18 protein-coding genes are annotated in these 23,504 nt (G+C 47.0%); 11 read left to right on the forward strand and 7 right to left on the reverse strand.

The genetic code is table 11. The annotated features are described in order from the left end of the window. Together MHI12_RS05915 and MHI12_RS05920 are read left to right on the forward strand one after the other, a co-directional pair. Window positions 1-2,634 carry a transglutaminase domain-containing protein gene (locus tag MHI12_RS05915; RefSeq protein WP_405171842.1) on the forward strand — a complete coding sequence of 878 codons (2,634 nt, stop codon included), beginning with the start codon at window positions 1-3 and terminating at the stop codon, window positions 2,632-2,634. A gap of 5 nt (window positions 2,635-2,639) precedes the next feature. Beyond that, window positions 2,640-3,692: a glycoside hydrolase family 18 protein gene (locus MHI12_RS05920; protein ID WP_405171843.1), complete on the forward strand. Its 1,053-nt coding sequence runs from the start codon at window positions 2,640-2,642 to the stop codon at window positions 3,690-3,692. Between the two features lie 205 nt (window positions 3,693-3,897). Here the strand turns inward: MHI12_RS05920 and MHI12_RS05925 are convergent, their stop codons facing one another. Beyond that, window positions 3,898-6,198: a helix-turn-helix domain-containing protein gene (locus tag MHI12_RS05925; RefSeq protein ID WP_405171844.1), complete on the reverse strand. Its 2,301-nt coding sequence runs from the start codon at window positions 6,196-6,198 to the stop codon at window positions 3,898-3,900. Window positions 6,199-6,512: 314 nt separating this feature from the next. Continuing rightward, window positions 6,513-8,027 carry a glycoside hydrolase family 43 protein gene (locus MHI12_RS05930; RefSeq protein ID WP_405172942.1) on the reverse strand — a complete coding sequence of 505 codons (1,515 nt, stop codon included), beginning with the start codon at window positions 8,025-8,027 and terminating at the stop codon, window positions 6,513-6,515. Between the two features lie 177 nt (window positions 8,028-8,204). Here MHI12_RS05930 and MHI12_RS05935 point away from each other — a divergent pair, with 177 nt between their 5' ends. Further along, window positions 8,205-9,068: a helix-turn-helix domain-containing protein gene (locus MHI12_RS05935; protein WP_405171845.1), complete on the forward strand. Its 864-nt coding sequence runs from the start codon at window positions 8,205-8,207 to the stop codon at window positions 9,066-9,068. 130 nt (window positions 9,069-9,198) lie between these two features. Here MHI12_RS05935 and MHI12_RS05940 read toward each other — a convergent pair whose 3' ends face one another. From MHI12_RS05940 to MHI12_RS05955, 4 genes are all read right to left on the reverse strand, one after another. Beyond that, complete coding sequence (locus MHI12_RS05940) at window positions 9,199-9,768, reverse strand: YdeI family protein (RefSeq protein ID WP_405171846.1); 570 nt, start codon at window positions 9,766-9,768, stop codon at window positions 9,199-9,201. An 11-nt stretch (window positions 9,769-9,779) separates the two neighbouring features. Beyond that, complete coding sequence (locus MHI12_RS05945; RefSeq protein ID WP_405171847.1) at window positions 9,780-10,289, reverse strand: DinB family protein; 510 nt, start codon at window positions 10,287-10,289, stop codon at window positions 9,780-9,782. 83 nt (window positions 10,290-10,372) lie between these two features. Then, window positions 10,373-11,290, reverse strand: coding sequence for a helix-turn-helix transcriptional regulator (locus tag MHI12_RS05950; RefSeq protein ID WP_405171848.1), 918 nt, complete (start codon window positions 11,288-11,290; stop codon window positions 10,373-10,375). A gap of 275 nt (window positions 11,291-11,565) precedes the next feature. Further along, a complete protein-coding gene (locus tag MHI12_RS05955) occupies window positions 11,566-12,483 on the reverse strand; it encodes a transcriptional regulator (RefSeq protein WP_036668788.1) in 918 nt (305 codons plus the stop codon). A gap of 397 nt (window positions 12,484-12,880) precedes the next feature. Between MHI12_RS05955 and MHI12_RS05960 the strand changes: the two genes are divergently transcribed. The 8 genes from MHI12_RS05960 to MHI12_RS05995 all read left to right on the forward strand — a co-directional run bounded on the left by MHI12_RS05960 (window position 12,881) and on the right by MHI12_RS05995 (window position 21,793). Next, window positions 12,881-13,792: a glycoside hydrolase family 43 protein gene (locus tag MHI12_RS05960; RefSeq protein ID WP_051154000.1), complete on the forward strand. Its 912-nt coding sequence runs from the start codon at window positions 12,881-12,883 to the stop codon at window positions 13,790-13,792. Window positions 13,793-13,924: 132 nt separating this feature from the next. Continuing rightward, window positions 13,925-15,265 carry an ABC transporter substrate-binding protein gene (locus tag MHI12_RS05965; protein ID WP_405171849.1) on the forward strand — a complete coding sequence of 447 codons (1,341 nt, stop codon included), beginning with the start codon at window positions 13,925-13,927 and terminating at the stop codon, window positions 15,263-15,265. Between the two features lie 157 nt (window positions 15,266-15,422). Beyond that, a complete protein-coding gene (locus tag MHI12_RS05970; RefSeq protein ID WP_036611613.1) occupies window positions 15,423-16,313 on the forward strand; it encodes a carbohydrate ABC transporter permease in 891 nt (296 codons plus the stop codon). Between the two features lie 26 nt (window positions 16,314-16,339). Continuing rightward, window positions 16,340-17,182 (forward strand): carbohydrate ABC transporter permease, encoded by an 843-nt coding sequence (locus MHI12_RS05975; protein ID WP_036611483.1) that lies wholly within the window; start codon window positions 16,340-16,342, stop codon window positions 17,180-17,182. 56 nt (window positions 17,183-17,238) lie between these two features. After that, on the forward strand, window positions 17,239-18,660 hold the full coding sequence (locus MHI12_RS05980; protein WP_405172943.1) for an arabinan endo-1,5-alpha-L-arabinosidase: 1,422 nt from the start codon (window positions 17,239-17,241) through the stop codon (window positions 18,658-18,660). Between the two features lie 564 nt (window positions 18,661-19,224). Next, window positions 19,225-20,205 (forward strand): family 43 glycosylhydrolase, encoded by a 981-nt coding sequence (locus tag MHI12_RS05985; protein WP_405171850.1) that lies wholly within the window; start codon window positions 19,225-19,227, stop codon window positions 20,203-20,205. Between the two features lie 195 nt (window positions 20,206-20,400). Next, complete coding sequence (locus MHI12_RS05990) at window positions 20,401-21,246, forward strand: EcsC family protein (RefSeq protein ID WP_405171851.1); 846 nt, start codon at window positions 20,401-20,403, stop codon at window positions 21,244-21,246. A gap of 58 nt (window positions 21,247-21,304) precedes the next feature. After that, the gene (locus MHI12_RS05995; RefSeq protein ID WP_341010239.1) at window positions 21,305-21,793 is read left to right on the forward strand and encodes a YbaK/EbsC family protein; all 489 of its coding nucleotides are present in this window, start codon (window positions 21,305-21,307) and stop codon (window positions 21,791-21,793) included. A gap of 420 nt (window positions 21,794-22,213) precedes the next feature. On the opposite strand, the gene MHI12_RS06000 is transcribed toward MHI12_RS05995, so the two are convergent. Then, a complete protein-coding gene (locus MHI12_RS06000) occupies window positions 22,214-23,488 on the reverse strand; it encodes an MFS transporter (RefSeq protein ID WP_405171852.1) in 1,275 nt (424 codons plus the stop codon). Window positions 23,489-23,504: the final 16 nt, after the last annotated feature.

Here is a 23,504-nt window from a genome sequence, read left to right on the forward strand (position 1 = left end):
ATGACCAGCCAAACCTTGGTATTTTCCCTTGATGCACAGTCATTGGAGATAATTGAGCAGAAGTTCCAGGAAAAGGTACGTTTTGCAGAGGCCCGCAAATCGGAATTGTTTCATGTTTTTCAGCAGGAGCTAACGCAAGAAGAGGCATGGGCGTTGAAGTATGTCTATGCCTATATGCCGGTAAACGACATGGCTGATTATAACGGGGACTTGTTCTTGAGCCATGTGCGCCAGGCTTTGGACACCCGCAAACGTGTGCCTTGGGGAGAACGTGTTCCTGATCATCTGTTCCTTCACTTTGTGTTACCCTATCGGATAAATACAGAAAATATTGAAGATTTTCGCGGCTTGATATATGACGAATTAGCCGAGCGGACAGCGGAGTTATCCATGGCTGATGCCATTTTGGAAACCAATTACTGGTGTCATGAGAAAGCGACCTATATTGGCAGCGATCTGCGCACGATATCACCGCTGACGATGATCAGGAATGCTCGTGGTCGATGCGGCGAAGAATCCACGCTGGCGGTGGCCGCTCTTCGCAGCATCGGCATACCTGCCCGTCAGGTCTATACACCGCGCTGGGCTCACTGTGACAGTAACCATGCTTGGGTAGAAGCCTGGGCAGATGGTCAATGGTATTACATCGGGGCATGCGAGCCTGAAGCCCGTCTGAACCAAGGGTGGTTCAGCCCGCCAGCCCGCAGGGCCATGCTGATTAATACGAGGATCTATGCCGACTATCCCGGACCAGAGGATATTACGCTCTCCGAAAAGGGATTTACGGAAATTAATTTGCTTGAGAACTATGCGCCCACACGCAACATCTATGTGAAGGTGAAAAATGAGCAGGGAGAGCCCGTACCCGGAGCGAGTGTTCGTTTTGAGCTGTACAATACGGCTGAATTCTATCCGATTGCCGAAGTGAGGACGGATGCAAAAGGGGGAGCGACCTTAAAGACAGGCTGTGGCGACCTGCTGATTCGTGCGATCAGCGGCGGCAAGTGGAGTGAGGTCCTATTCAAGGCTCAGGGAAGCGACCATGTAGAGCTTGTATTGGACTCGTCAGAGCAGCCGGCAGGGGTCGTTGATTTCGATATGCTTCCTCCTCCGGAAAGGGAGGGAGAGGTCGTGGTTGCATTACCGGAAGAGAAGATTGAGATTCATAATCGTCGTCTGGAGGAAGGAGCGCAGACACGGAGCGAGTATGAGGACACATTCCTGTGTGAGGAGGAAGCGGTCTCGCTGGCTAAAGGGGTTGGACTGCCCTCGGTACGTGTATGGGCTATTCTCGACAAAGCAAGGGGGAACAGTCGTGAAATTGCAGCTTTCCTAGAGGAACGTTCCAATTCATACGGTGAGTGGCCGCTCCTTTTGCTGGAGTCGATGAATGAAAAAGATTTAATTGATACTTTTCGCCAGACGCTGGACGATCATCTGATTGGTGCACTCCCGCAGCAAGGATCATGGGCGGAAGATACGTTTGTGAGATACATCCTGTGTCCGCGGATCTCCTATGAGATGCTGGTCCCTTATCGAGGTGTATTCCAGAATGCCTTTTCGGCAGAGGAGGTAGTGACGTTCAGGGAAAATCCTGCGACGCTTGCCCCAATGCTGGAACAGGAATACGAATACTATGAAGATCTTCCTAATCTAAAAGGTAAAGGGAATCCGATAGGGACGTTTAGTCTAATGAAGGGAGACTCTCAGTCGCTGGATATTTTGTTTGTGGCTGTATGTCGCAGTTTGGGTATTCCGGCCCGATTACATCCGAGCGCACAGAAACCACAGTATCTAAGTGATAGAGGCTGGGAGGATGCAGTGTTTAGTCTCACCTCACCTCTAACTCAGGAGAGCACAAGCTGGGGGATGCTCCAACTTCACAGGGATATAAAAGTTCCGCTGGATACACCTGAAGCATCTTATTTCGAGAACTTTACGTTTGCCCGTCTGGAAGATGGCGTCTACAAGACGTTGATTTATCCTTATGGCAGTACGGATGTCTATAGCGAGCCATATGAGGTTGAGGCAGGAGCTTATCGCTTAACGACAGGCGTTAGGCTGAACGATGGAACGGCAAAAGTACGATTCGTTTACTTTACCGTGAACGCCGGAGATACCACTGAGGTTGTATTGGCTTATCGCGAGACCGAGGTTGATATACCTGTACTGGGTAAACTGGCACCAGGAAGTATACTGACCCGTCTGGATGGTTCAGAGGTAGAACTGGAGGAACTTCTGGGATCGGAGGGTGCTATTGCTGCCTGGATTGAACCGGAGCGGGAACCGACCAAACATTTGATTCGTGAACTGTGCGAGCTGGCAGAGCCGCTGGATAAGCTGGGTATACCAATCGTACTCATGATTGGAGATATGGAATGGAACGCTTCTTTTGACCCTGTTGGTTATCCAAAACTGCCTGTACGCACGGTTTTTGTACGAGATTCCAGTTATGCTTCCTTGTCCGGCTTCAATTCGAAGCCTGCGGCTCATGAAGCAGGTTATCCACATCTGTTTGTGCTGGATACTCAGCACAAAATCCGTTATATGGCTTCCGGGTACAAGATTGGTACCGGGAAGGAAGCCTTGCAGATTGCTGCTGCGATATATCAATCATCGAACGGATCGGAGTGAAGAGAGTGACCAAATATATTGCTGCGGGTTATGCTGTGGATTCAGTTCTCCCCGATATGGCACATGAGGATATGTCAAAGTTAACACATCTGAACATAGCCTTCGGACATGTCAAAAATGATGCAATCACCACCGAGCATTTAAAAAACGGCCATGTGATCCAGCACATCAAGCGGGAACATCCGAATCTTACAGTGCTGCTGTCTGTAGGCGGATGGAGCGCAGGCGGTTTTTCCGAAGCCGCCTCAACCCAGGCGGGGAGGGACAGCATGGCTGCATCGGCGGTCCGGGTGCTGGAGGAATATCCTTTTGACGGGATCGATCTGGACTGGGAATATCCTTGTTACGGTGAAGCTGGTATCGCATCCAGCCCTGATGATAAACGGAATTTCACCTTACTTCTCAAGACAATCCGGGAGGCACTGAGTGTCAAGGGAGAAGAGGATGGCCGTCATTATCTGCTCACCATTGCGGCAGGGGCTGATCAATACTATGTAGATGGTACAGAGATGGCTGAGGTGCAGCAATATCTGGACTACGTGCAGTTGATGACCTATGATATGCGCGGCGGTTTTCAGGTTCTGACCGGACATCATACGAATCTGTACACGCCAACAGGAGATCTGTTTCGAATCAGTACGGATGCTTCCGTGAACCTGTTTGTTCGCGCAGGCGTTCCGAAGGAGAAGATTGTGATCGGTTCCGCCTTCTATTCACGGATCTGGAATGAGGTTCCTGACCGAAACCACGGGCTTCATCAAATGGCCGGTAGTACAGGCGGATATGGACCATCATTTGCCGAGCTGGAAGCGAAGTACATTAACAAGGATGGGTACACCCGTTATTGGGATGAAGAAGCCTGTGCACCGTTTTTGTTTAATGGGTCCAGCCTTATATCTTATGATGATGAAGAATCGATCCAATGCAAATGTAATTACGTAAAGGATCGAGGTCTGGCCGGGATCATGTTCTGGGAGTACGGCTGTGATCCGACTCACCGTTTGCTGGGTGCGGTGCATCAAGGGCTGAAGGATCTTTCGGCTGGGAAAATCGGATAAGTTCGCTGGTCGCGACGAATCAGATTATGTCTACAGACTAAAAACATACGAAGGGGCCATCCTATACGTCATGAGCATGACGTATAGGACGGCCCTTTGTTTGCGTTGTTTTGGTCTAATGAATCAGGCACGGTTATTCGCTCTCATATACATTGTTTACTGTTCTGAGATGTAACCATCACAGAGACGATATCTCCATCTCCATTTATCCAATACATTCCTCGTCATCATCATCCGGGGAATCGGCGGAGCCGTTAGGACGGTGCATTTTACGGTATTGTCCTGGGGTATAACCCGTCTCTTTCTTGAATTTGCGGATGAAGTTTGGTGTATCCAGGTAACCGACACGCGTGATGATATCTTTTAACGGATCGGTAGTATGCAGCAGTAGTCGGATGACCTCATCCATCCGTTTCTGCCAGATATATTGGGTAAAGTTCATGCCGATCTTTTCTTTAAAAGAACGACTGAAATAGGATGAAGAGATCGTGAATTTCGATGAAATCGTACCTAAACTGAGATCATAATCAGAGAAATTGGCATCGATATAAGCCACGATTTCATCCATAAGAGAGCTTTCTTCCGTCTCACTCTTCGCCTCGACATGGGCGCAGATTTCGGCGGCAAGGCCTGTCAGTTTTTTCTCCAAATCCTCCAACGAGTCATAGGAAGTGATCCTTGGAAGTTGATCAACCACATGATGGATTCCAAGCTCCGAAGCGGTTTTGAGCATTGTATTCAGAATATCAAAGCAGATGCAACGCAGCAACGGTACAGACGGCATTTCGGATTTCAGGGTATTCAACGCAGTTGATACCATCTGAACCGCCACATCATAGCTGCCTTGTTTTAAGCTCTGAACCAGCTTTAATAACACATCCTTAGGGACCCAGAAGGAAGAATCCTGTACACCGGAACCAGAAAGGTTGTTAAAGTATGTACTGCTGCCCTGTCCATGCAGCATCGATGCTTCCAGAGCGGTCGAGGCCTCAATGTAGGACTGATTCAGCTGCTTCGGATAAGTGTACCGATTGCCTATCCCGATTGCGGGCGCGACTCCGGTGTGTTCTGTCACCATCCATTGCAGTTTCTCAACAATAGGCCCCATACGGGTATTCAGGCTACCTTCATGCCCAATTTCGGCATCGAATCCCACGATAAGGGCCAATTGGTCTGCCTGTGGCAGCTCTACGCCGTAAGCATATGCAGACAAATCCGGCAACTCCACATCGTTCATCAGCTGCATGACAGTAGGTTGCTCGGGGTTATCACCGATAGGAAAAGCATGCATTTCCCAGCCCATGATCATGACAAAATAATGGGATCGGTTAAAGCGTATGCCAAGCTTATCCGTAAACTCAGAGGGGAAATCTCCGGTGTGACCGTGCTTCAGCAACATGAGCAAAATATGATTGCGAGCATAGGGCTCCTGAAGATCTACGCGCTGACTATAATCATGCAGTGTTTTCTTAATCCATTCCAGCTCGTTGGTGGTTGAGGATGGATCAGGATCATTCTTCAACCGAATGAACTCCATTAAGTCTGAAATCGGATGGTACTGTCTTCGGGCCAACATAATGGCGAGGAACGTGCCCATCACCACCATGAAGGAGAAAACGAGAACAACAAAGGTGCGAATATGAACGATTCGGCTAAAAAATTGGTTGCTGGGCATAGCGGTCACATAAGTCCAACCCGCATCCGATTTAACGGATACAACCGAATGTGGTTCTTGATTTAAGGAGATGCTGTGCGTCCCGGGTTCAAGAGCAAACAGAGCGTTGACTTCCTGTTCGGATATGATTTCTCCCTTGTAATTGGCTGCCAGTACTTGCCCGTAATTATCGAAAATATAAGTCATCCCGTGATAGTCGCTGAGGATGGAATCAATTAAGCCCGTCAGATTGGACTCGTGAATCAAGTACATGACGGTTCCATGGGCGGGCGTATTGTTAGGTGCAATCGGTACAAGGTAGGCCAGCATGGAATTGGGTATTCTGGTTCCTTGGACGACTTGCTCCGCTGGACGTATCGTGGGGGACTGTACGTTATTCAGATCCCGGATCATGTCTGTTTTGTTCCACGTAGTAAATTTGTAGCGGCCAGTGAATACATCCAGGTTCTCAGAACCTTGAGAAGAATAGATGTTATCATCTCCGCGGAAGAACAGGAATAGCTCATCGATAATGGAACTGGTGGCTTTGTATTTGACCAATGCGCTGATTGATTCCCGGCTATAGTACGGATGGTGGGTCCAATACCGCGTTAACTGCTCATCGTAGGCGATGCGAAAAGCGATGTCTTGTAGTTCCTTCATGCGATCATCAATGACCGTTTTGGCTTGAGTGAGCTGATTGACATTGGTCTGCTCAATCTCTGAACGGAGCGTGTCCACAGCGTTGTGATAAATAATGATAGTTAAAATAACAAGAGGGATAAGGAAAATGGAGATATAGGATAGTGTGTACTTAAACAGAAGCTTGGACTTGAAGTGATTCCATTTCATATCTGCAACCTCCCGTTTTTCTTTCGTGCTGCAGCGATAGCGCTCTCATATGGGCAGTGAAGGTATTGCCGTGATAGGAGCGGCTGGGGTGTTCCTTCTAAAAATACTAGGAGAACTTCTCTAATAAAGCAATGGTTCTTTTATAAATTCCAGTGCAATCCGTAAGAAAGATATAGCTATAGCAAAATCCCCTCAAAGTTCACTCATTTCCTTATGCTACCGCACAAGGCTTTTCGAAGAGTGACTACTTTAAGGGGATAATTCTAGCTGATCATATATTATATTTTCTATTACTGAATATAGGAGTTAAACGATTATTCTTCCAGAGGTTCATAGTCAAACCAATTGTAACTTGCAGGCGTACACTCCCCCGATGGAGCATAAGCGTACATGGCGATCATCACACCTGTGAAACCACTTGCCACTTCGGTAGATAACAGATGTGTTTCTCCTGAACCCACTTCGATGGCATCGGATGAACCTTGCTGGTAGAGGAACGTGAAGTGATTACGGTCAGCCTTGATTTGTAATACAACCGGCCCCTTGTCACAGTTAAGCACCTGTTCGGTTCGCAGAGAGCCGACAGTTCGCCGCAATACGATTTTCTTCTGCCCATCGACCTGTGTTACAGCCAAATCGTAATGATATTTATCATTCATAAATAAGGTTAATCCAGCTTCCTCACCGCTGGCAATTGGCTCATAACACAGTTCGGTGGCCATATTGCATAAGAAATGGCTCAATCGACGCCCGACAAAGGCAGGATTTTGTCCATTATCGAGTGAAACCGAATGACCACGAAGGATGAGCTGCCCGGGATTTTCAGTGAGCGTCCAACTACCCGGCGCCGGGTTACGTAAGAAGATCCAGTTCATGCCTAATGATGGTTCGTCAAAATCATCCCGAATAGCCTGAGGCGACCAAGGGTGCTCAGCCAACAAAGGCCCAGTCATCTCCTGCTCAATATGTCCGTCCACACCGATCACCGGCCAACCGGTGTCCGTCCAAGTGACAGGTGCCAGGAACGTTTCACGTCCCAGATGGTGCCGCATGGGGTAACCAGCTGGACGAATGCCAAGAGATACAGCCCACCAGCTTCCATCCTGGATCTGGACAAGGTCTGCATGACCGGTCGCGTGGATGCTGGATTTCATACTCCGATTGGACAGAATCGGATTATGAGGACACGGATCAAATGGTCCGTATGGCTCTGTGCTCCGAGCAATGGTTTCCATATGACCATACTCGGTTCCACCTTCGGCGATCATCAGATAGTAGAGGTCGTTTATTTTATACATGTGGGGAGCTTCGGGGGCTGCTCCTCCGGTTCCAGTCCAGATTAGTCGGCTATCCGTCAGTCTCGTTCCGGTCGTGATGTCTATCTCGCATTGATAGATGCCCTCGCCTTCATCGCCGTTACAGGCCGTTTGAAAATACACATGTCCATCTTCATCGAAGAGAAAAGAGGGATCAATGCCGCCCTGATCAACAAAAATCGGAGCAGACCATGGTCCCTCGGGCAGGGCACTACGTACATAAAAATTTCCGCCGCCGCTGACATTGGTTGTTGTCATGTAGAACCAGCCATCATGGTACCGGAGTGTTGGGGCAAAAATACCGCCAGAGCTGCCTGCGTTCGCTAAAGGGAGTTGCTCAGTTGTTGTGAGGACATGGCCGATCTGTCGCCAGTTCACAAGGTCTTTGCTGTGGAAGATAGGCACACCAGGGAAATATTCAAAGGTACTGGTTACCAGATAATAGTCTTCATCTACACGGCAGATACTCGGATCTGGATAAAACCCGGGAATCACCGGATTGGTATATTTCATCATTTATGCTCCTATTCATTTCGAGAGTTTAGTATGAGTCTGAACGTGAACGTATGAAATGTATCCTTGCTACTAGGGGAATTATATCGTCTTTAATCATTCCCAACCTTGATTTTTCGGTCCTCGAATAGCATGATATAGACATTCAACCCAACATGGTTGCGGAGGGGAATGCTTTTGAGTAATGCATATTTGAGATGGTTTACTTCGGATCAACAGTTTCCATTTTTCATTCAGTATGGTGGACACGACCAAGACATGGAGCTTCATAATCATGTGGACTTTACGGAACTTGTCATTGTTCTGAGTGGTCATGCAACCCATGTGGTGAACACCGAGGAATTTTTTATTAAAAAAGGGAATGCATTTGTGATTAATGGGGACACCCATCACGCATATAAAGACCCTCATGATTTTAGAATCTGTAACATTATGTTCAGTCCCGAAATGCTTGCTTCGGCTGGGCCTGATCTGAGAAAATCTAACGGCTTCCAGGCGCTGTTTGTTTTGGAACCGTTTTATCGTAATATTCACTCCTTTCCGAGTAAATTGGCGTTATCCATTTCCAGTCTGGAGTATGTAGAATCGCTGATATCGTTCATGATTGAGGAGTATCAGAGTAAACAGCAAGGGTATCAGACGATGTTGATCTCACGTCTTACGGAGATGGTTGTTTATTTGTCGAGGCAATATGATACGCAGGAGAAAGGGATCGAAGGTAATAATCTGATGCATCTGGCAAATGCCATTTCATATATTGAAGATCATTATCTGGAGCCATTGTCGCTGGAGGACATTGCGGGGAAGTCGAATATCTCAATAAGGCATCTGAACCGGATTTTTCGATCCTATTATCAGATGACCCCGATCTCTTATCTGCAAAAGTTGCGTCTGGAGAAGGCATGTCATTTGTTGAAAAACGGGAACCTGTCCATTACGGAAATTTCGTATGAATGCGGGTTTAACGACAGTAATTATTTCACCCGCCAGTTTAAGAAAGCCTTTGGCAAGTCTCCCAAAACATACAGGCAGAATAATTAACACCCGAATGAATATGATGTGTGAGCGGGGAGAGGTGAACAGAAAGTCTGGGCCAGATTCGTCAACGTATAAATTAAAAAAAAGCAGGACCATCCTACGAGGAGGTCCTGCTTTCGTATTTTCTTGCCTTTTAATAGTCCAATAGCCGTCCGTTGTCATGCCACTGACCGTACATTTTATTCTCTTTGGTGTTGGTTATGAACTTATCCAATTTGCTCTGGAATAATGCTGGCTGATTCTTAACACTTTGGATCGTATCGATCCGAACGTTTTGATACAGGGTGGGAAAGGCCATGAAATTTGCATAAACCTGATGATCTTCTTTCAGCCTTTGTTCGATCACACCATCAATAATGAAAGCACTCGGCTCCATAACAGGAAGAACCTTTCTACCTTCGTCATGCATGAAGCCTAACTTCTCAAGACGACGGACACGTTCCTTGTTCAATTCAGTCCATGAGCTACGTTTACTCCTAGGAGATAATCTCTGTGCTAATTGAGTCTCGGATATTTTCTTTTTGACTCCATCGATCCATCCAAAGCACAGCGACTCCTCAACCACGTCCAAATACAGCAGGGTATTTGGCACGGGTTTTATGCTTATCATTACCCAGCAAGATTTCTCAACTTTTCCATGCGTCTGCAACCAATTTCTCAATTCATCCCTCGACGTCACGGGTATACAATGTACATTTTCCATCCGATTGTCAACTATACTTGAGCCGGTTCTTGATACCAAAAGAGTGAATAATCATTCATGGTGGAGGCATGCCCCAATTGACGCAGCATGGTAGAAACATTGCCTCGATGATAGGTTCCGTGGTTAACCACATGGATTACTATATCCGATAAGCTGGTTTCGCGAACGCCGGCAAATGGATTATTGAGCAGAATGGTTTGCTCCAGATCAGCTTGGCCTCGTAACCAATCACTGTATTGTGCCGACAGGTCGGTAAAACATTGGATGTACTCATCCACAGAACCGTGAATTTCACTATTGAGTGGTATGCATGCTTGCAGTGCCTCGGGCATCCCGGTGCCCGTTAACACCAGATACCACATTTTATCCACTGTATAGATATGGCTGAGTGCGTGAGCAAGGGTTGGATATGAACTGTTCACTTCCTGACTCAGGACAGAAGGGGGCAGTTCCTTGATTCTGCCCAGGATGGTTTTGTTGGCCCATGTGTGGTAGTTATACATTTGTTCCGGATGATTCATTGATGATCGTCTCCTTTAATTTGGCGATGGATTGGATGAACTTACTGAGATGATTATAAAAAAAGAAGTATGACAACAGCGTGTCATACTTCTTCATAGAGCTTAAGTGCGTTTCGAAGTTGTTCTTTCAGAATGTCTCTTAATTCAATCGGTTCAAGCACCTCAGCGCCACTACCCAAACTAAGTAGAAACGACCATAACCACTTGGCTTGTAACGGTTGATGAACTGGGATACGCATCATCATACTTCCATCCTCGTGAAATTGCTTATCTGCCTGTTGAAAATGATCCATGGCTTCCGCGAGCGCTTCCGGGTTCACCCGAAATACCACATCACTTACCTGACCTTGCCATGACGGATCTGAGACAACCGTCTCTTTGGGAAGAACAAGATGGGGTTGGAAGTGTTCCGATGTCAGTTGCACGTTCATCATCCGGGACAGTCGGAACTCGCGATAATCCTGCCGTGTCTGGCAAAATCCATATACATACCAATTACGATATTTAAAATGAAGTCTTACCGGTTCCAAATGGCGGGGTGTATGTTCATTTTTCGTGTTGATGTAGTCAAAACGGACAACCTGATGATCCGTAATACATTTACGCAGATGAGGAAGGGCATCAGGTTCTGTTCGGCGAGTCTCCAGATCCACCGATAGACTTGAGGTTTGATGCTCAGGTCCAATCGTTTGCAGACGTTCAATCGTGCCTTGTGCACGTGCATCTTCGAATACTGTAGATAGACTGCTCAGGACAGTTATCAGGGAATCCACATCATAAGAACCGAGCAAACTTTTATCCATCTTGTATCCGTCCATCATGCCGTAGCCGCCTTTGAGTCCCTGATGGGAGACAACCGGGAAGCCGGCGGCACAGATTACATCAATATCCCGATAGATCGTTCTTGGGGACACCTGAAACTCTTCCGCCAAGGTGGAAGCAGACAATACTTCGTGGTTCAGCAATTTGTATATGATTGAGATTAATCGCTCCAATTTCAAAAGGTATCCCCGCCCGTTATTCCATTTTGTCATCACAGGCCATTATTATATCACGCCAGGGTAAACAACATGGAGGATTACAGAGGGGCTATAGAAGTCATATCATTCAGTATGCTTTGTTCCAACATGATTGGACAAGTTCTTCGGTGAGAGGAAACAAAAAAAGAGTGCTGGATAGCACCCTTTCTAAGACACATGATTGTTGTTGTGTTGAACAGTTACGTTAGCAGATCGGTCGAACTTAATTAATATCGAGTGAATAGCCAGCGTGGGCACTATTCCTCTTGCACGTTATAGAGAACCCGAGCGAGCAGATTCTGTCCATAGTTACCAAAGTTTTTACCAAAGATCGTTAAGCCCCGTTTGTTCAAAGGTTCGTCCGTAACCGCAATGCGGAAATGAATATCGCTTTTGTAATCCAGCCCAATCTGGTCCAGCGTTACGTCCGAGATGCGGCATCCATCGATATAGCTGCCTTCCTGTGTAATCCGGATCAGCTTCAGCATGCCGTACTGGTTCAAGTGGGGAGGCCACCATTCCGGGTTGAAGGTACCGCGTGTATTGCCAAAATCTCCCGGACTTGTCCAGCAGCCAATCTCAATACCGTTGACATAGAAGTAAATATCCGAAGGGTAATTGTCACAAAAGCCAGGTGCCTCCGAACCCAGTTCCATCGACAGCTGAATTTCGCTAAAGGACTGATTAGGTTTGAGATAGTTGGGAATCCGATACTCGAGATAACCTTCAGCCAGCCAGATCATCTCCGCATCAATTCGCAGTGGATCAGCAAAGTACCGCGGATCATCGAACTCTCCAACAATGCTGTCCCGGGTAGCGAGACCACATGTAGGTGCAGCCTGATAATCGCTGTAATGACCGACCTGAATTTCCACCTCATAACGATTGTTAATCTCCTGTGAACGCAGATCAACCATCAATTTTTCCTCATTGAGATAACATATCTTCTGAATTCCATGTTTGCCAACGGCGGTGTTGATCTCGATCAATCCGCTCTCTTCAAGCTTCTTGATATGCATTGTGATGGCACCATTGCTCAGTCCCAGCTTGGTTGCGAGATCATTGAGATTAAGGCTTTGGTTCTTGGCCAGCAGCTCGATGATCTGAATCCGGATTTCCGAACTGAGCGCTTTGAAGATATTCACACCCGACATCAGATCTTTAATATAAATCATAGGTGGATTTCCTTTCCCCGTTCTGAACAAAGTCTTCGACACAGACATTTGCACATTTATATGTTTTATTTCAGATAATTATAAATCATTCCCTCATGGAAGGGAAGGGTGGAGAAATAGAAGCCAAAACCCTTGTATATAGCGCAAATACGAAAATATAATCTATATTTTGTCCACTATTCCGGTTAAAATAAGTGTTAATCAGTTCACATATATTTGAAATATACCATTGAAATGTAATGTAACCGCTTTTATAATCCTATTATACCTAAATTGATTCAATACTTCATGAACCTAATTAACCATTTGAACAGGAAAGGTGGAGTTTGGTTTGGAAAAGTTAAGCAATGTGAAGAGGTTTAAGTGGAAACGGTTGGCGCTACCAGCATTACTTGTGATGGTATTACTGCTGGCAGGTCAGTCAAAAGCTTTGGCGGCGTTCTGGAATCTGACCGGAGATACCGCTGTTCATGATCCGTCGATTATCAAAGAGGGCAGTTCCTGGTATACCTTTTCAACCGGCCCGGGCATTCAAGTATTGAAATCCGATAATGGATCGTCTTGGTATCGTGTTCCACAAATCTTCTTAAGTAAGCCATCCTGGTGGGCTTCTGCCGTTCCGGGACAAAGCGGATTGGATGTATGGGCACCGGACGTAGAGCAGTATAACGGAAAAGTATGGCTCTATTATTCGATCTCCACCTTTGGCTCCAATCGGTCTGCGATTGGTCTTGCTTCTGCGAACAGCATTGGAGCAGGGCAATGGAAGGACGAAGGATTGGTGCTTCAAACCACGACCGCCAATAATTATAATGCCATTGATCCAAATCTGGTCATTGATGCTTCAGGCAATCCATGGCTGGCCTTTGGATCTTTCTGGAGCGGTCTGAAGATTGTCAAGCTGGACAAAAATACGATGAAACCGACGGGAAGTATAACTTCCATTGCTGCGCGCCCGAATAACGGAGGTGCTATTGAAGGACCAAGTATTGTATATCGTGGCGGTTATTATTACCTGTTTGCTTCCATCGATTCTTGCTGCCAAGGGGTGAACAGTACTTACAAAATGGTCTATGGACGTTCGACCAGTATTACAGGCCCTTATGTGGACAAAAACGGAGTTAATATGCTGAATGGTGGCGGAACGATATTGGATACAGGCAATGTGAAATGGAAAGGTCCAGGTGGTCAGGACGTGTACAACGGCAATGTCATCGCAAGACATGCCTATGATGCAGAGGATAATGGCAATCCGAAATTGCTGATTAATGACTTGCTTTGGGACTCGAGTGGCTGGCCGAAATACTGATTTATTTTATATAAATATAAAATGTTTTATAAAAGTGTTGACTAAAGTGATCTGGATTTGATAAATTTAACAACAGAAATCTTATTTCATCCAATTGAATACGGTTACAAGTCCAGATCAGGAGGGGTTCAGATGGTAAAGAAAAAGAGTTGGGTCACATTTATGCTTCTTATGCTGGTAAGTGCGCTGGTACTCGCAGGTTGCGGAGGAAGCAGCGGTGCAAGTGGGGACAAGGAGTTAACGTTTATGTTCCGCGGCGGTACAGACGAGCAGAAAGCATATCAAGCGGTGGTCAAGAAATTCGAAGAAGATCATCCGGGTGTGAAAGTCAAAATTATCGTAACGGCTGCGGATCAATATGCAACCAAGCTGAGAGCGGCAATTACAGGCAACAGCTTGCCTGACGTATTTTATATCAATCCGGGCGACGTGAAAGCGTATGTGAACAGCAATGTGCTGATGAACCTCACTTCGTATATTGAAAACAATCCGGATGTGGATCTCGATAATATCTGGAAATACGGCGTGGACCTGTATCGTTATGATGGAAAAATGGCAGGACAGGGCGATATCTACGGTATGCCGAAGGATCTGGGGCCATTTGCACTGGGCTACAACAAAACGTTGTTTGAAAAAGAGGGCATCCCACTCCCTGACAAGGATAAACCATACACATGGGAAGAGTTCATCAAGGTGAACCAGCAAGCGACCAAGGATACCAATGGGGACGGTAAACCGGATGTATACGGTACTGGATTCAACGTACAGTGGGCCCTGCAATCCTTTGTATGGAGCAACGGTGGGGATTGGTTGGATGAGACCAAAACAAAGGTAACGATTGATGATCCGAAATTCGCTGAAGCCTTGCAATTCTTCGCGGATATGCAGAACGTATACAAAATTACACCTTCCATTGAGGAAGCGCAAACATTGGATACGTATCAACGCTGGATGAAAGGTGAAATGGCTTTCTTCCCTGTAGGCCCATGGGATATGAGTACATTTGAGAAATTACCTTTCGATTATGATTTGCTGCCATTCCCTGCGGGATCAACTGGCAAATCGGCAACGTGGATCGGATCTCTGGGAATCGGAGTATCGGCGAAGACAAAACATCCGGAAGAAGCTGCTGCATTGGTGAACTACCTTACGGCTTCGAAGGAAGGCATGCAGCAACTGGTAGATGCCAAGGTACAGATTCCAAACTTGCTTGATATGGCAGACGAGTGGGCTAAAGATACATCCACGAAACCAACCAACAAACAGGAATTCATTGATATCGTTGAGGATTACGGCCGGGCACTGCCAGGTAACTACACGTACAATGCGGAATGGTATGACCTGTTCTTCACGGACATCCAGCCGGTATTGGATGGCAAGATTACAGCCGCAGACTATGTGAAGCAGCAACAGCCGAAAATGCAAAAACTGCTCGACAAAGCGGTTGAACAAGAAAAGAAATCTCAGAAATAGTAGATAGGAAAGGGTGATGCCGGCAGCCTGCAATCATGCTGCTGGCATCATTCGTATTGGAACTTATTGGATTCCATACGGGCATGTGGCATTCGTTGATCGGCAAGGCTCAATCGAAGAATGCCACATGCTGATACTAGAAACAGGGGTGAACGCCGTGATTACGAAATCGAGTTTGTATCGCAAAGAGATGCTGTACGGATATCTGTTTATTTTACCTCCGATTCTTGGATTGCTGATCTTTGTCATGTTCCCGTTCCTCTACTCCCTTTATGGTTCCTTTACGGATTGGGACGGGCTGGGACAGATGAACTTTATCGGTTTGGCCAACTTCAAGGATTTGCTCACGGATGACCTCTTCTACAAAGCGATGTTTAATACATTTTTCCTGATGCTCGGTATCCCGATTGGTTTGTTGCTCGCATTATTGCTGGCCATGGGTCTGAATCGTAAAATTCCCGGCACAACGACATTCCGAGTAATCTATTACATTCCGGTCATTTCTTCCCTCGCTGCGGTGTCCATTATGTGGAACTGGGCGTACAACGGAGATTATGGTCTGGTGAACCAGTTCCTTGACCTGTTTGGGATCAAAGGGCCTAACTGGCTCGCGAACAAAGACACGGTCAAACCGGCTCTGATTATTATGACGGTGTGGAAGGGTCTTGGATACACGATGTTATTGTACTTGGCGGCACTGCAAAGTGTATCACGTACATACTACGAAGCGGCTGAGCTGGATGGAGCGAACGGGTTCCAAATCTTCCGCAATATCACCTGGCCTATGGTGAAGCCGGTTACCTTTTTCCTCATTGTTACAAATATCATTGGCGGTTCCCAGATCTTCACCGAGATGAACATTATGACACCTACGGGTGGTCCTGAATATTCTTCGGCATCGATCGTTTTCTACATCTGGCAGAAAGCCTTCAGTAACTTGCAGATGGGTTATGCCTCAGCGATGGCCATGATTCTGGGTATTTTCATTTTTGTCATTACCCTGGTGCAATTCAAAATGAACGAAAAATCAGCCTATGATGGGGATTGATTGTCAAGGAAAGGAGTGAACCGGAGATGTCTTACAGTCAAAAGAGGAAATTAACAAACTCTATCATCTTTATCGTACTTGCGATTGGGGCGATTGCGATGATTGCACCACTGATCTGGATGTTGTCCACGTCATTGAAGGAGAAGCAGGATGTGTTCGCGCTTCCGCCTGTATGGATACCTGAAGTATTCCAATTTGGAAAGTATAAAGAAATCTGGGAAGCAGGCCCGCTGCTCAGCGGGATCAAAAACAGCCTCATCGTTGCGGTGAGTGTAACGGTGGTGGGTACGTTTACGTCCAGTATCGCTGCCTTTGCCTTTGCCAAATTAAGATTCCCGCACAAAAACAAACTGTTTCTCGCGTTGCTGGCATCCATGATGATTCCTTATCCAACAGTCATGATCCCACAATTCATCATGTTTGCAAAGCTGGGCTGGGTGGATACGCTGTTGCCACTGATCGTTCCAGGACTGTTCGGTAACGTAATTATGATCTTCTTCCTGCGCCAATACCTGCTTAGTGTGCCAGATGCAATTATTGAGGCGGCCAAAATCGATGGAAGTTCCTACTTCCGGTTGTACTCCAGTATTACGTTTCCGCTCATCAAACCGGCGATTGCTGCACAGCTGATTCTCTGGTTCATGGGTATCTGGAACGATTATCTGGCACCGATTATTTATCTGAATTCACCGGAGAAGCAGACGTTACAGCTCGTTATAGCAAACTTTAATGCCACGTATGCAATTCAAACCGATTACCCACTTATTATGGCGGCGTCGATTGTGGCTCTGTTACCTGTATTAATCATCTTCCTGATCTTCCAGAAACAGATTATTGAATCAGTTGCCATTTCGGGAGTCAAGGGATGAACCAGCGGAAGAAATTCCGACGGTGGTCGAATTCAGGAAAAGGAGTGGTTGCTTCCTTGTTGTTATTGTTGATTGTTGGAGCTACTGGTTGTTCCGGAGAAGGAGCAGGAGAAACGGTGTCCCGTCCGGTCTTTCCTGAAGCTCCTCAAGATACTCAGCTGTATGACACATCCATACTGGATGATGAATCCCGTTGGACGGTGAACAATGCGCATGATCCGGCCATTATCAAAACCGATCAGGGATACTACGTCTATTCCACAGACGTTCGTGTAGCAGGAGAAGCGAAACCCGGCGTCATGGCACGAAAATCGGATGATCTGATTAACTGGACATGGGTTGGTCAGGCTCTGCCCGGTATTCCGCAAGAAGCGCTGGATTGGACAGGTGCAGTCAATCTGTGGGCACCGGATGTGATTCAGGCTGGTGACACCTATCGGATGTATTATTCGGCTTCTTCTTTTGGCAGTACCCAGTCGGCTATTGGTCTTCAGACATCCTCATCTCCCGAAGGTCCTTGGACAGATGAAGGACTGGTTGTGAAAACTTCTGCGAATGAACAGGACAAATTAAATGCCATTGATGCCAATCCCATCGTGGATGCCGAGGGCAATTCGTGGATGGTATATGGTTCATTCTTTGACGGCATCTACATTGCGCCACTTGATCCCGACACCGGGAAATTCAAGGACGAGGGTTACGGTACTCGCATTGCTGCTCGGGATCGTGCAACTGAAGAGGGCGCAGTGGAAGGTCCATACATTGTGTATAACCCGGAGTTCAAAAAGTATTATCTGTTTGTCTCATATGACTCCTTATTTGAAGATTATAACGTGCGGGTTGCGCGTGCTGATTCAATCACAGGACCGTACACGGACATAAACGGCAATAACATGCTAGATACGGAGCATCTGCCGCAATATGAGATCGGCACCAAAATTCTCGGCGGTTATCGTTTCACAGAAGGCGAGGGCTGGGTTGCGCCTGGACATAACTCCGTGTTGAAGGACGGAGACGATTATTACATCGTGCATCATGCACGGGGTGAGACGGATAAAAACTGGCCATATCTGCATGTACGTAAAATGTTATGGACCAAGGACGGCTGGCCCGTGGTTTCACCTGAACGTTACGCCGGTGAGACAGCACAGGACATTCCGAAATCCATGATTGCCGGGGAGTGGGAAGGCATGGCGCTTGATCCGTCCGTAGACGGGCAGATTCAAGCCGTGCCTTATACCCTAACAAGCAACGGTAAAATTAAAAGTGAAAAAGGTTCAGGGACCTGGACCTTTGATGACAAACAAACACTGACACTGAAGTGGAAAGAAAGCCCATGGGGCGGAGCTTCCACGGAAGAGTTGAAGCTGCTCCCGTCCTGGGACTGGGAGCGAAGCCAGCCCGCGCTGGTGGTGACAGGTCTCAATGACCGCGGCATCGCGGTCTGGGGCAAGCAGATTAGCGCAGCGGAGGAGTAAGGGGACGCCCAGCGAGCGCGGTGAGAGCGAGCTGCCGCTCCGAGGGTGCACAAGCAGTGAGGGGGAGGAAGGAGCCGCAGGAGTGAGTTTGGCATCCGATTTCAACCGCCAGGAGCGGTGAAAAAAGAAATCGGAGGACAAGAGAGCACCAAGGCCCTGCCACCCCCGAACGTCCGCTGTGCATGACAAAGCTGGCCAATAGCTCTGCGGCCAGCCCTGCATTACATGGGGAGAGTTGTGACCAAGCAAAGCGGTCGACCCCATAAGACCGAGCCACACAATGGCTCGAAGTGAGGTTGTAACCCAGCGAGCGCGGTGAGAGCGAGCTGCCGCTCCGAAGGTGCACAAGCAGTGAGGGGGAGGAAGGAGCCGCAGGAGCGAGTTTGGCATCCGATTTCAACCGCCAAGAGCGGTGGAAAGAGAAATCGGAGGACAAGAGAGCACCAAGGCCCTACCACCCCCGAACGTCCGCTGTGCGCCACCCCAAAAGGGTTTTCGCTTTTTCGCAATTGGGTTACATTCCCCAACTTCGAGCCAAACAACATTTGAAAGGGGAGCATTCCCATGACTGATTCCATTACTTTTACTAATCCCATTCTGGAGCAGCGCGCTGATCCGTGGGTGTACCGTCATACAGACGGTTACTATTACTTCTCCGCTTCCGTACCAGCCTTTGACCGGATTGAGATCCGGCGAGCAGAGACGTTGGAAGAGTTGAGAAATGCTGAGCCGGTAACGGCTTGGACCAAGCGTGACACAGGGCCAATGAGTGCCAACATCTGGGCACCGGAGATTCATTTTATCGATGGCAAATGGTACATACATTATGCTGCGGCTCACACGAGTGAGACCAACGATGGACTGTTCGATCACCGTATGTATGTTCTGGAGAACGATTCCGCGAATCCACTCGAAGGAGAGTGGGTAGAAAAAGGGCAGATTTACACCCGGTGGGAATCATTCGCGCTGGATGCAACGACCTTTGAACATAAGGGAATCCGCTATCTGGTGTGGGCGCAGAAAGATCCCGATATTGTGGGCAACTCGAACCTGTACATTTCCGAAATGGAAAACCCGTGGACGCTACGCGGCGAACAGGTCATGATTTCTACACCGGAGTATGACTGGGAAATCATCGGTTTTAAAGTTAATGAAGGTGCAGCGGTGATGCATCGTAATGGACGGTTATTCATTGGGTACTCGGCGAGCGCGACCGATTACAATTATTGTATGGGCCTGCTCACCGCAGATGAAAATGCCAACTTGCTTGATCCGGCCAGCTGGGTGAAATCACCCAAGCCGGTATTCCAGACTTGTGAAGCGAACGGCCAATACGGCCCGGGCCATAACAGTTTTACGGTGTCACCGGATGGTAAGACCGATATTCTGATCTATCACGCGCGTAATTACAAAGATATCGAGGGTGATCCCTTGTATGATCCGAACCGTCACGCCCGTGCTCAAGTGATTCATTGGCGTGAAGATGGCACACCTGATTTCGGTGTTCCGGCTCCAGATGGCAAAGCAGTAGCAGAAGCAAAATAAGATGTAGTGAAACCTTGAATACGAGAGCCCTTAGTTAGCGAGTGATGCTGATTAAGGGCTCTTCTGTATGTGAACGATAAGTTAGAACGGTCTGAATGTAGATGTCTTGGATATAAAACAAAGCAACCACAACGATGATTTCTGCGTATGAGAAAGATACAGATTACGATACACAACCTATTAGGAGGATCACATATGGATTCACGCGAAACATTGGACCACGAACTTGAACAGATTTTGAAATGGGAAAAACAACAGAAGGACTTGTTTATATGGGATAAAATCGGGCGGTTGCCCTTTGCGATGTTGGATAAAGTGATGCCGAAAGCGTTAAAACAGAAGATCGGAGATTCCCTGAATGACGTCGGTCAGTATGTACAGAATGGGGGCAAGTTCCTCGTACAGAAGAAAAAAGTAGCCAAGCTGTTGCAAGAGGAAGCCGAGAAATCCGGTTATTCCATGTCGGACACAACCTATCGTCTGGAACAGGATGCTGAAGCTGAGGGGACAACCAAGATTCATAGTGTAGAGAATCTGCCACTTAAAGTGCTGGATCAGGTGGCTGATAACATTACCGAGAGTCGAACGAAGTTTGCCGCGGCTCAAGGAGCAGCTACAGGGTTTGGTGGCATTGTAACCATTGCAGCAGATATTCCGATGGTGATGGGGCTTTCTCTGAAGGTACTGCAGGAGATGGCACTATGTTACGGCTATGATCCCGATGAACCGCTGGAGCGTATTTTTATTGTTAAATGTCTGCAGTTCTCTTCCGCCGATATTGTAGGCAAGAAAGCGATCATTGAAGAACTGGCAGCTTACGATGATCCGGACAAGCCTATTGAAGTGGTATCGCAGATGCAGGGGTGGCGGGAAGTTTTTAACTCCTACAGTGAATCCTTTGGTTGGAAGAAACTGTTCCAACTCGTGCCGATTGCCGGCATGTTGTTTGGTTCAGTGAGCAACAAAAATACGATCCGTGATGTAGCCGAAGCAGGCAAAATGCTGTACAAAAAACGGCTGATCCTTCAGCGTTTGAAGTAATATTACAGAAGAAGTCATATTATAGAAGAATATTTATATTGAAAGAGATGAATTTGATATGTTAAACAAACAGGGTTTCTATGATCTTTTAGATCGCAATAATATCGTTTACGAAAGTATTGAACATCCCGCAGTATACACGATGGAGGAAATATTTTCTTATCAGATTCCGCATACAGAACGTATCGTTAAAAATCTGTTTCTGCGTGATGACAAGAAGCGCAACTATTATCTGGTGACGATTGCTGGAACGAAGTCAGTTGATTTGAGAAGTTTAAGTGAAAAGATACCTAGCCGCAAATTAAGTTTTGCCAGTGAAAAGGATTTGTTGGAGTTACTCGGATTGGAAAAAGGGCACGTCAACCCTATGGGGGTTCTCAATAATATTCAGAAAAACGTGACCGTAGTTTTTGACAAGGATTTAGTTGGTCAGAAAATTGGAATTCATCCCATGGAAAATACGGCAACGGTATTCCTTGAATTTGAAGATGTGAAGGAACTAATTACAGCTCAAGGTAGCAACGTTGTCATGTGTGACGTGGAATAAACGGTTGAAGCTAAATCGAGAACAACAAATATAAAAAAGGGTTCCTGCCAGTCTGTGAATACAGAGTTGGCAAGAACCCTTTTGTTATGGTTCAAACATTTTATTTAGACTGCAAATGTAGGTGACTAAAGTGAAATCTAACGAACTCAGCAGACGCTACTGGGCGATATTTCACTAATCCCGATTTCTAAAGAATCTCAGACACGTTATTTCTGCATTTCACACGCACATTCCAAGGTTTTCGGCCTTTTTCTCGGGAATAGCGTTGCTCAGATTCTTTAGATTGGGAAACCGGCAGGATTCGTTTAAATAAGTGCTGTCAGGTTCGTTAGCGCAAGATAACGTCTTATAAGGGCGATGCTGCCACGTAAGGAATGGATCTAATATAGAATAAAAAGTGGACACCTGTTGATGTATTCTTTATTCCTCACTACCATTTTCTTTCGCCCAGATATTGAGTAATTTATCGGATGGAAGCAGGAATGTGAAAATCCCGAGCAGTGGCAGGAAGCTGCACATCTGCATTACCGGTGATACGCCGAAGACGTCAATCCAGTTCCCCAGCACGAGTGCGCCCAGACCTCCCATACCAAATGCCAGACCTGTGATCAGGCCCGAGACCGTTCCGATTTTGCCTGGAATCAGCATTTGCGCGTATACAACCGTAACCGAGAAGCTGGATAACATGATAAAACCAATAATGGTTAGCAGTACGCCTGTCCAGAACAGATTCGCATAGGGCAGCAACAGAGCCAGTGGAGCAGCTCCAGCCATGGACAGGAAGATCAGGTTACGTTTGCCGAATCGATCCGCCAGTGGGCCTCCGAAGAATGTACCAAGTGCTCCGGCAGCCAGGAACAAGAAGATATAGATCTGCGCGTCCTCTGTGGACAATCCAAAAGTATCTTTCAGATTAAACGCATAGAAGCTGCCAATGGAAGCGATGTACCAGGAACGAACAAAGACGAGCAAGATCAATAGCGTAATGGCGGCAGTAATCTTTTTGCGTAAAGCAGGATTGGGTGCACGACGGGCAGCAGCCTGTCTACGCAGATATCCTCCCGATTGCAGCATGCGTCCATACCAACGGGCGATGTAGATCTGAACTGCAATCCCCATGGCAGCAATGCCTGTAAATCCAATGGCACCGAACAGTCCAAACGGGATAAAGATCCAGCGTGTAAGCAATGGGGCAAGGGACTGCCCGGCGTTACCACCAACTTGGAAGATGGACTGTGCCAGTCCACGGCGTTGACCAGCAGCCATATGGGATACCCGTGAACCTTCCGGATGGAAAGCGGCGGAACCTAGACCGACAAAGATAACGGAAATCAGGACAGCCATATAACTGTCGGCGAAAGCCAACAGCAACATGCCGGTAAATGTAAAACCCATGCCTATAGGTAGAATGGATGGCGTCGGTTTTTTATCTGCAAACCAGCCTACGACAGGCTGCATAATGGATGCGGTAAAGTTAATAGCAAATGAGATCCATCCGATTTGAGTATACGTGAGATGCATAGAGTCTTTTAGAATTGGAAAAATGGCGGGAATGACCGACTGGATCGAATCATTGAACAGATGAACCAGACTTATTGCAATAAGTATCCGGTAAACGGTGCTTTGGGCATCCAATCCGGGTGGGATTTTCGAACGCGCTGTGGCGTCCTTGGTTAATGAGGTTTGTGTAGACATGTACAATTCTCCTTTG

The sequence above is a fragment of the Paenibacillus sp. FSL H8-0280 genome, assembly GCF_045040665.1.
Lineage (GTDB): Bacteria > Bacillota > Bacilli > Paenibacillales > Paenibacillaceae > Paenibacillus > Paenibacillus xylanexedens_A.

Coding starts and splice junctions, on each gene's coding strand:
- MHI12_RS05915 (WP_405171842.1), top strand. CDS start 1: ATGACCAGCCAAACCTTGGTATTTTCCCTTGATGCACAGTCATTGGAG.
- MHI12_RS05925 (WP_405171844.1), bottom strand. CDS start 6,198: ATGAAATGGAATCACTTCAAGTCCAAGCTTCTGTTTAAGTACACACTA.
- MHI12_RS05930 (WP_405172942.1), bottom strand. CDS start 8,027: ATGAAATATACCAATCCGGTGATTCCCGGGTTTTATCCAGATCCGAGT.
- MHI12_RS05940 (WP_405171846.1), bottom strand. CDS start 9,768: ATGGAAAATGTACATTGTATACCCGTGACGTCGAGGGATGAATTGAGA.
- MHI12_RS05945 (WP_405171847.1), bottom strand. CDS start 10,289: ATGAATCATCCGGAACAAATGTATAACTACCACACATGGGCCAACAAA.
- MHI12_RS05955 (WP_036668788.1), bottom strand. CDS start 12,483: ATGATTTATATTAAAGATCTGATGTCGGGTGTGAATATCTTCAAAGCG.
- MHI12_RS05960 (WP_051154000.1), top strand. CDS start 12,881: ATGGTATTACTGCTGGCAGGTCAGTCAAAAGCTTTGGCGGCGTTCTGG.
- MHI12_RS05965 (WP_405171849.1), top strand. CDS start 13,925: ATGGTAAAGAAAAAGAGTTGGGTCACATTTATGCTTCTTATGCTGGTA.
- MHI12_RS05975 (WP_036611483.1), top strand. CDS start 16,340: ATGTCTTACAGTCAAAAGAGGAAATTAACAAACTCTATCATCTTTATC.
- MHI12_RS05985 (WP_405171850.1), top strand. CDS start 19,225: ATGACTGATTCCATTACTTTTACTAATCCCATTCTGGAGCAGCGCGCT.
- MHI12_RS05990 (WP_405171851.1), top strand. CDS start 20,401: ATGGATTCACGCGAAACATTGGACCACGAACTTGAACAGATTTTGAAA.
- MHI12_RS05995 (WP_341010239.1), top strand. CDS start 21,305: ATGTTAAACAAACAGGGTTTCTATGATCTTTTAGATCGCAATAATATC.
- MHI12_RS06000 (WP_405171852.1), bottom strand. CDS start 23,488: ATGTCTACACAAACCTCATTAACCAAGGACGCCACAGCGCGTTCGAAA.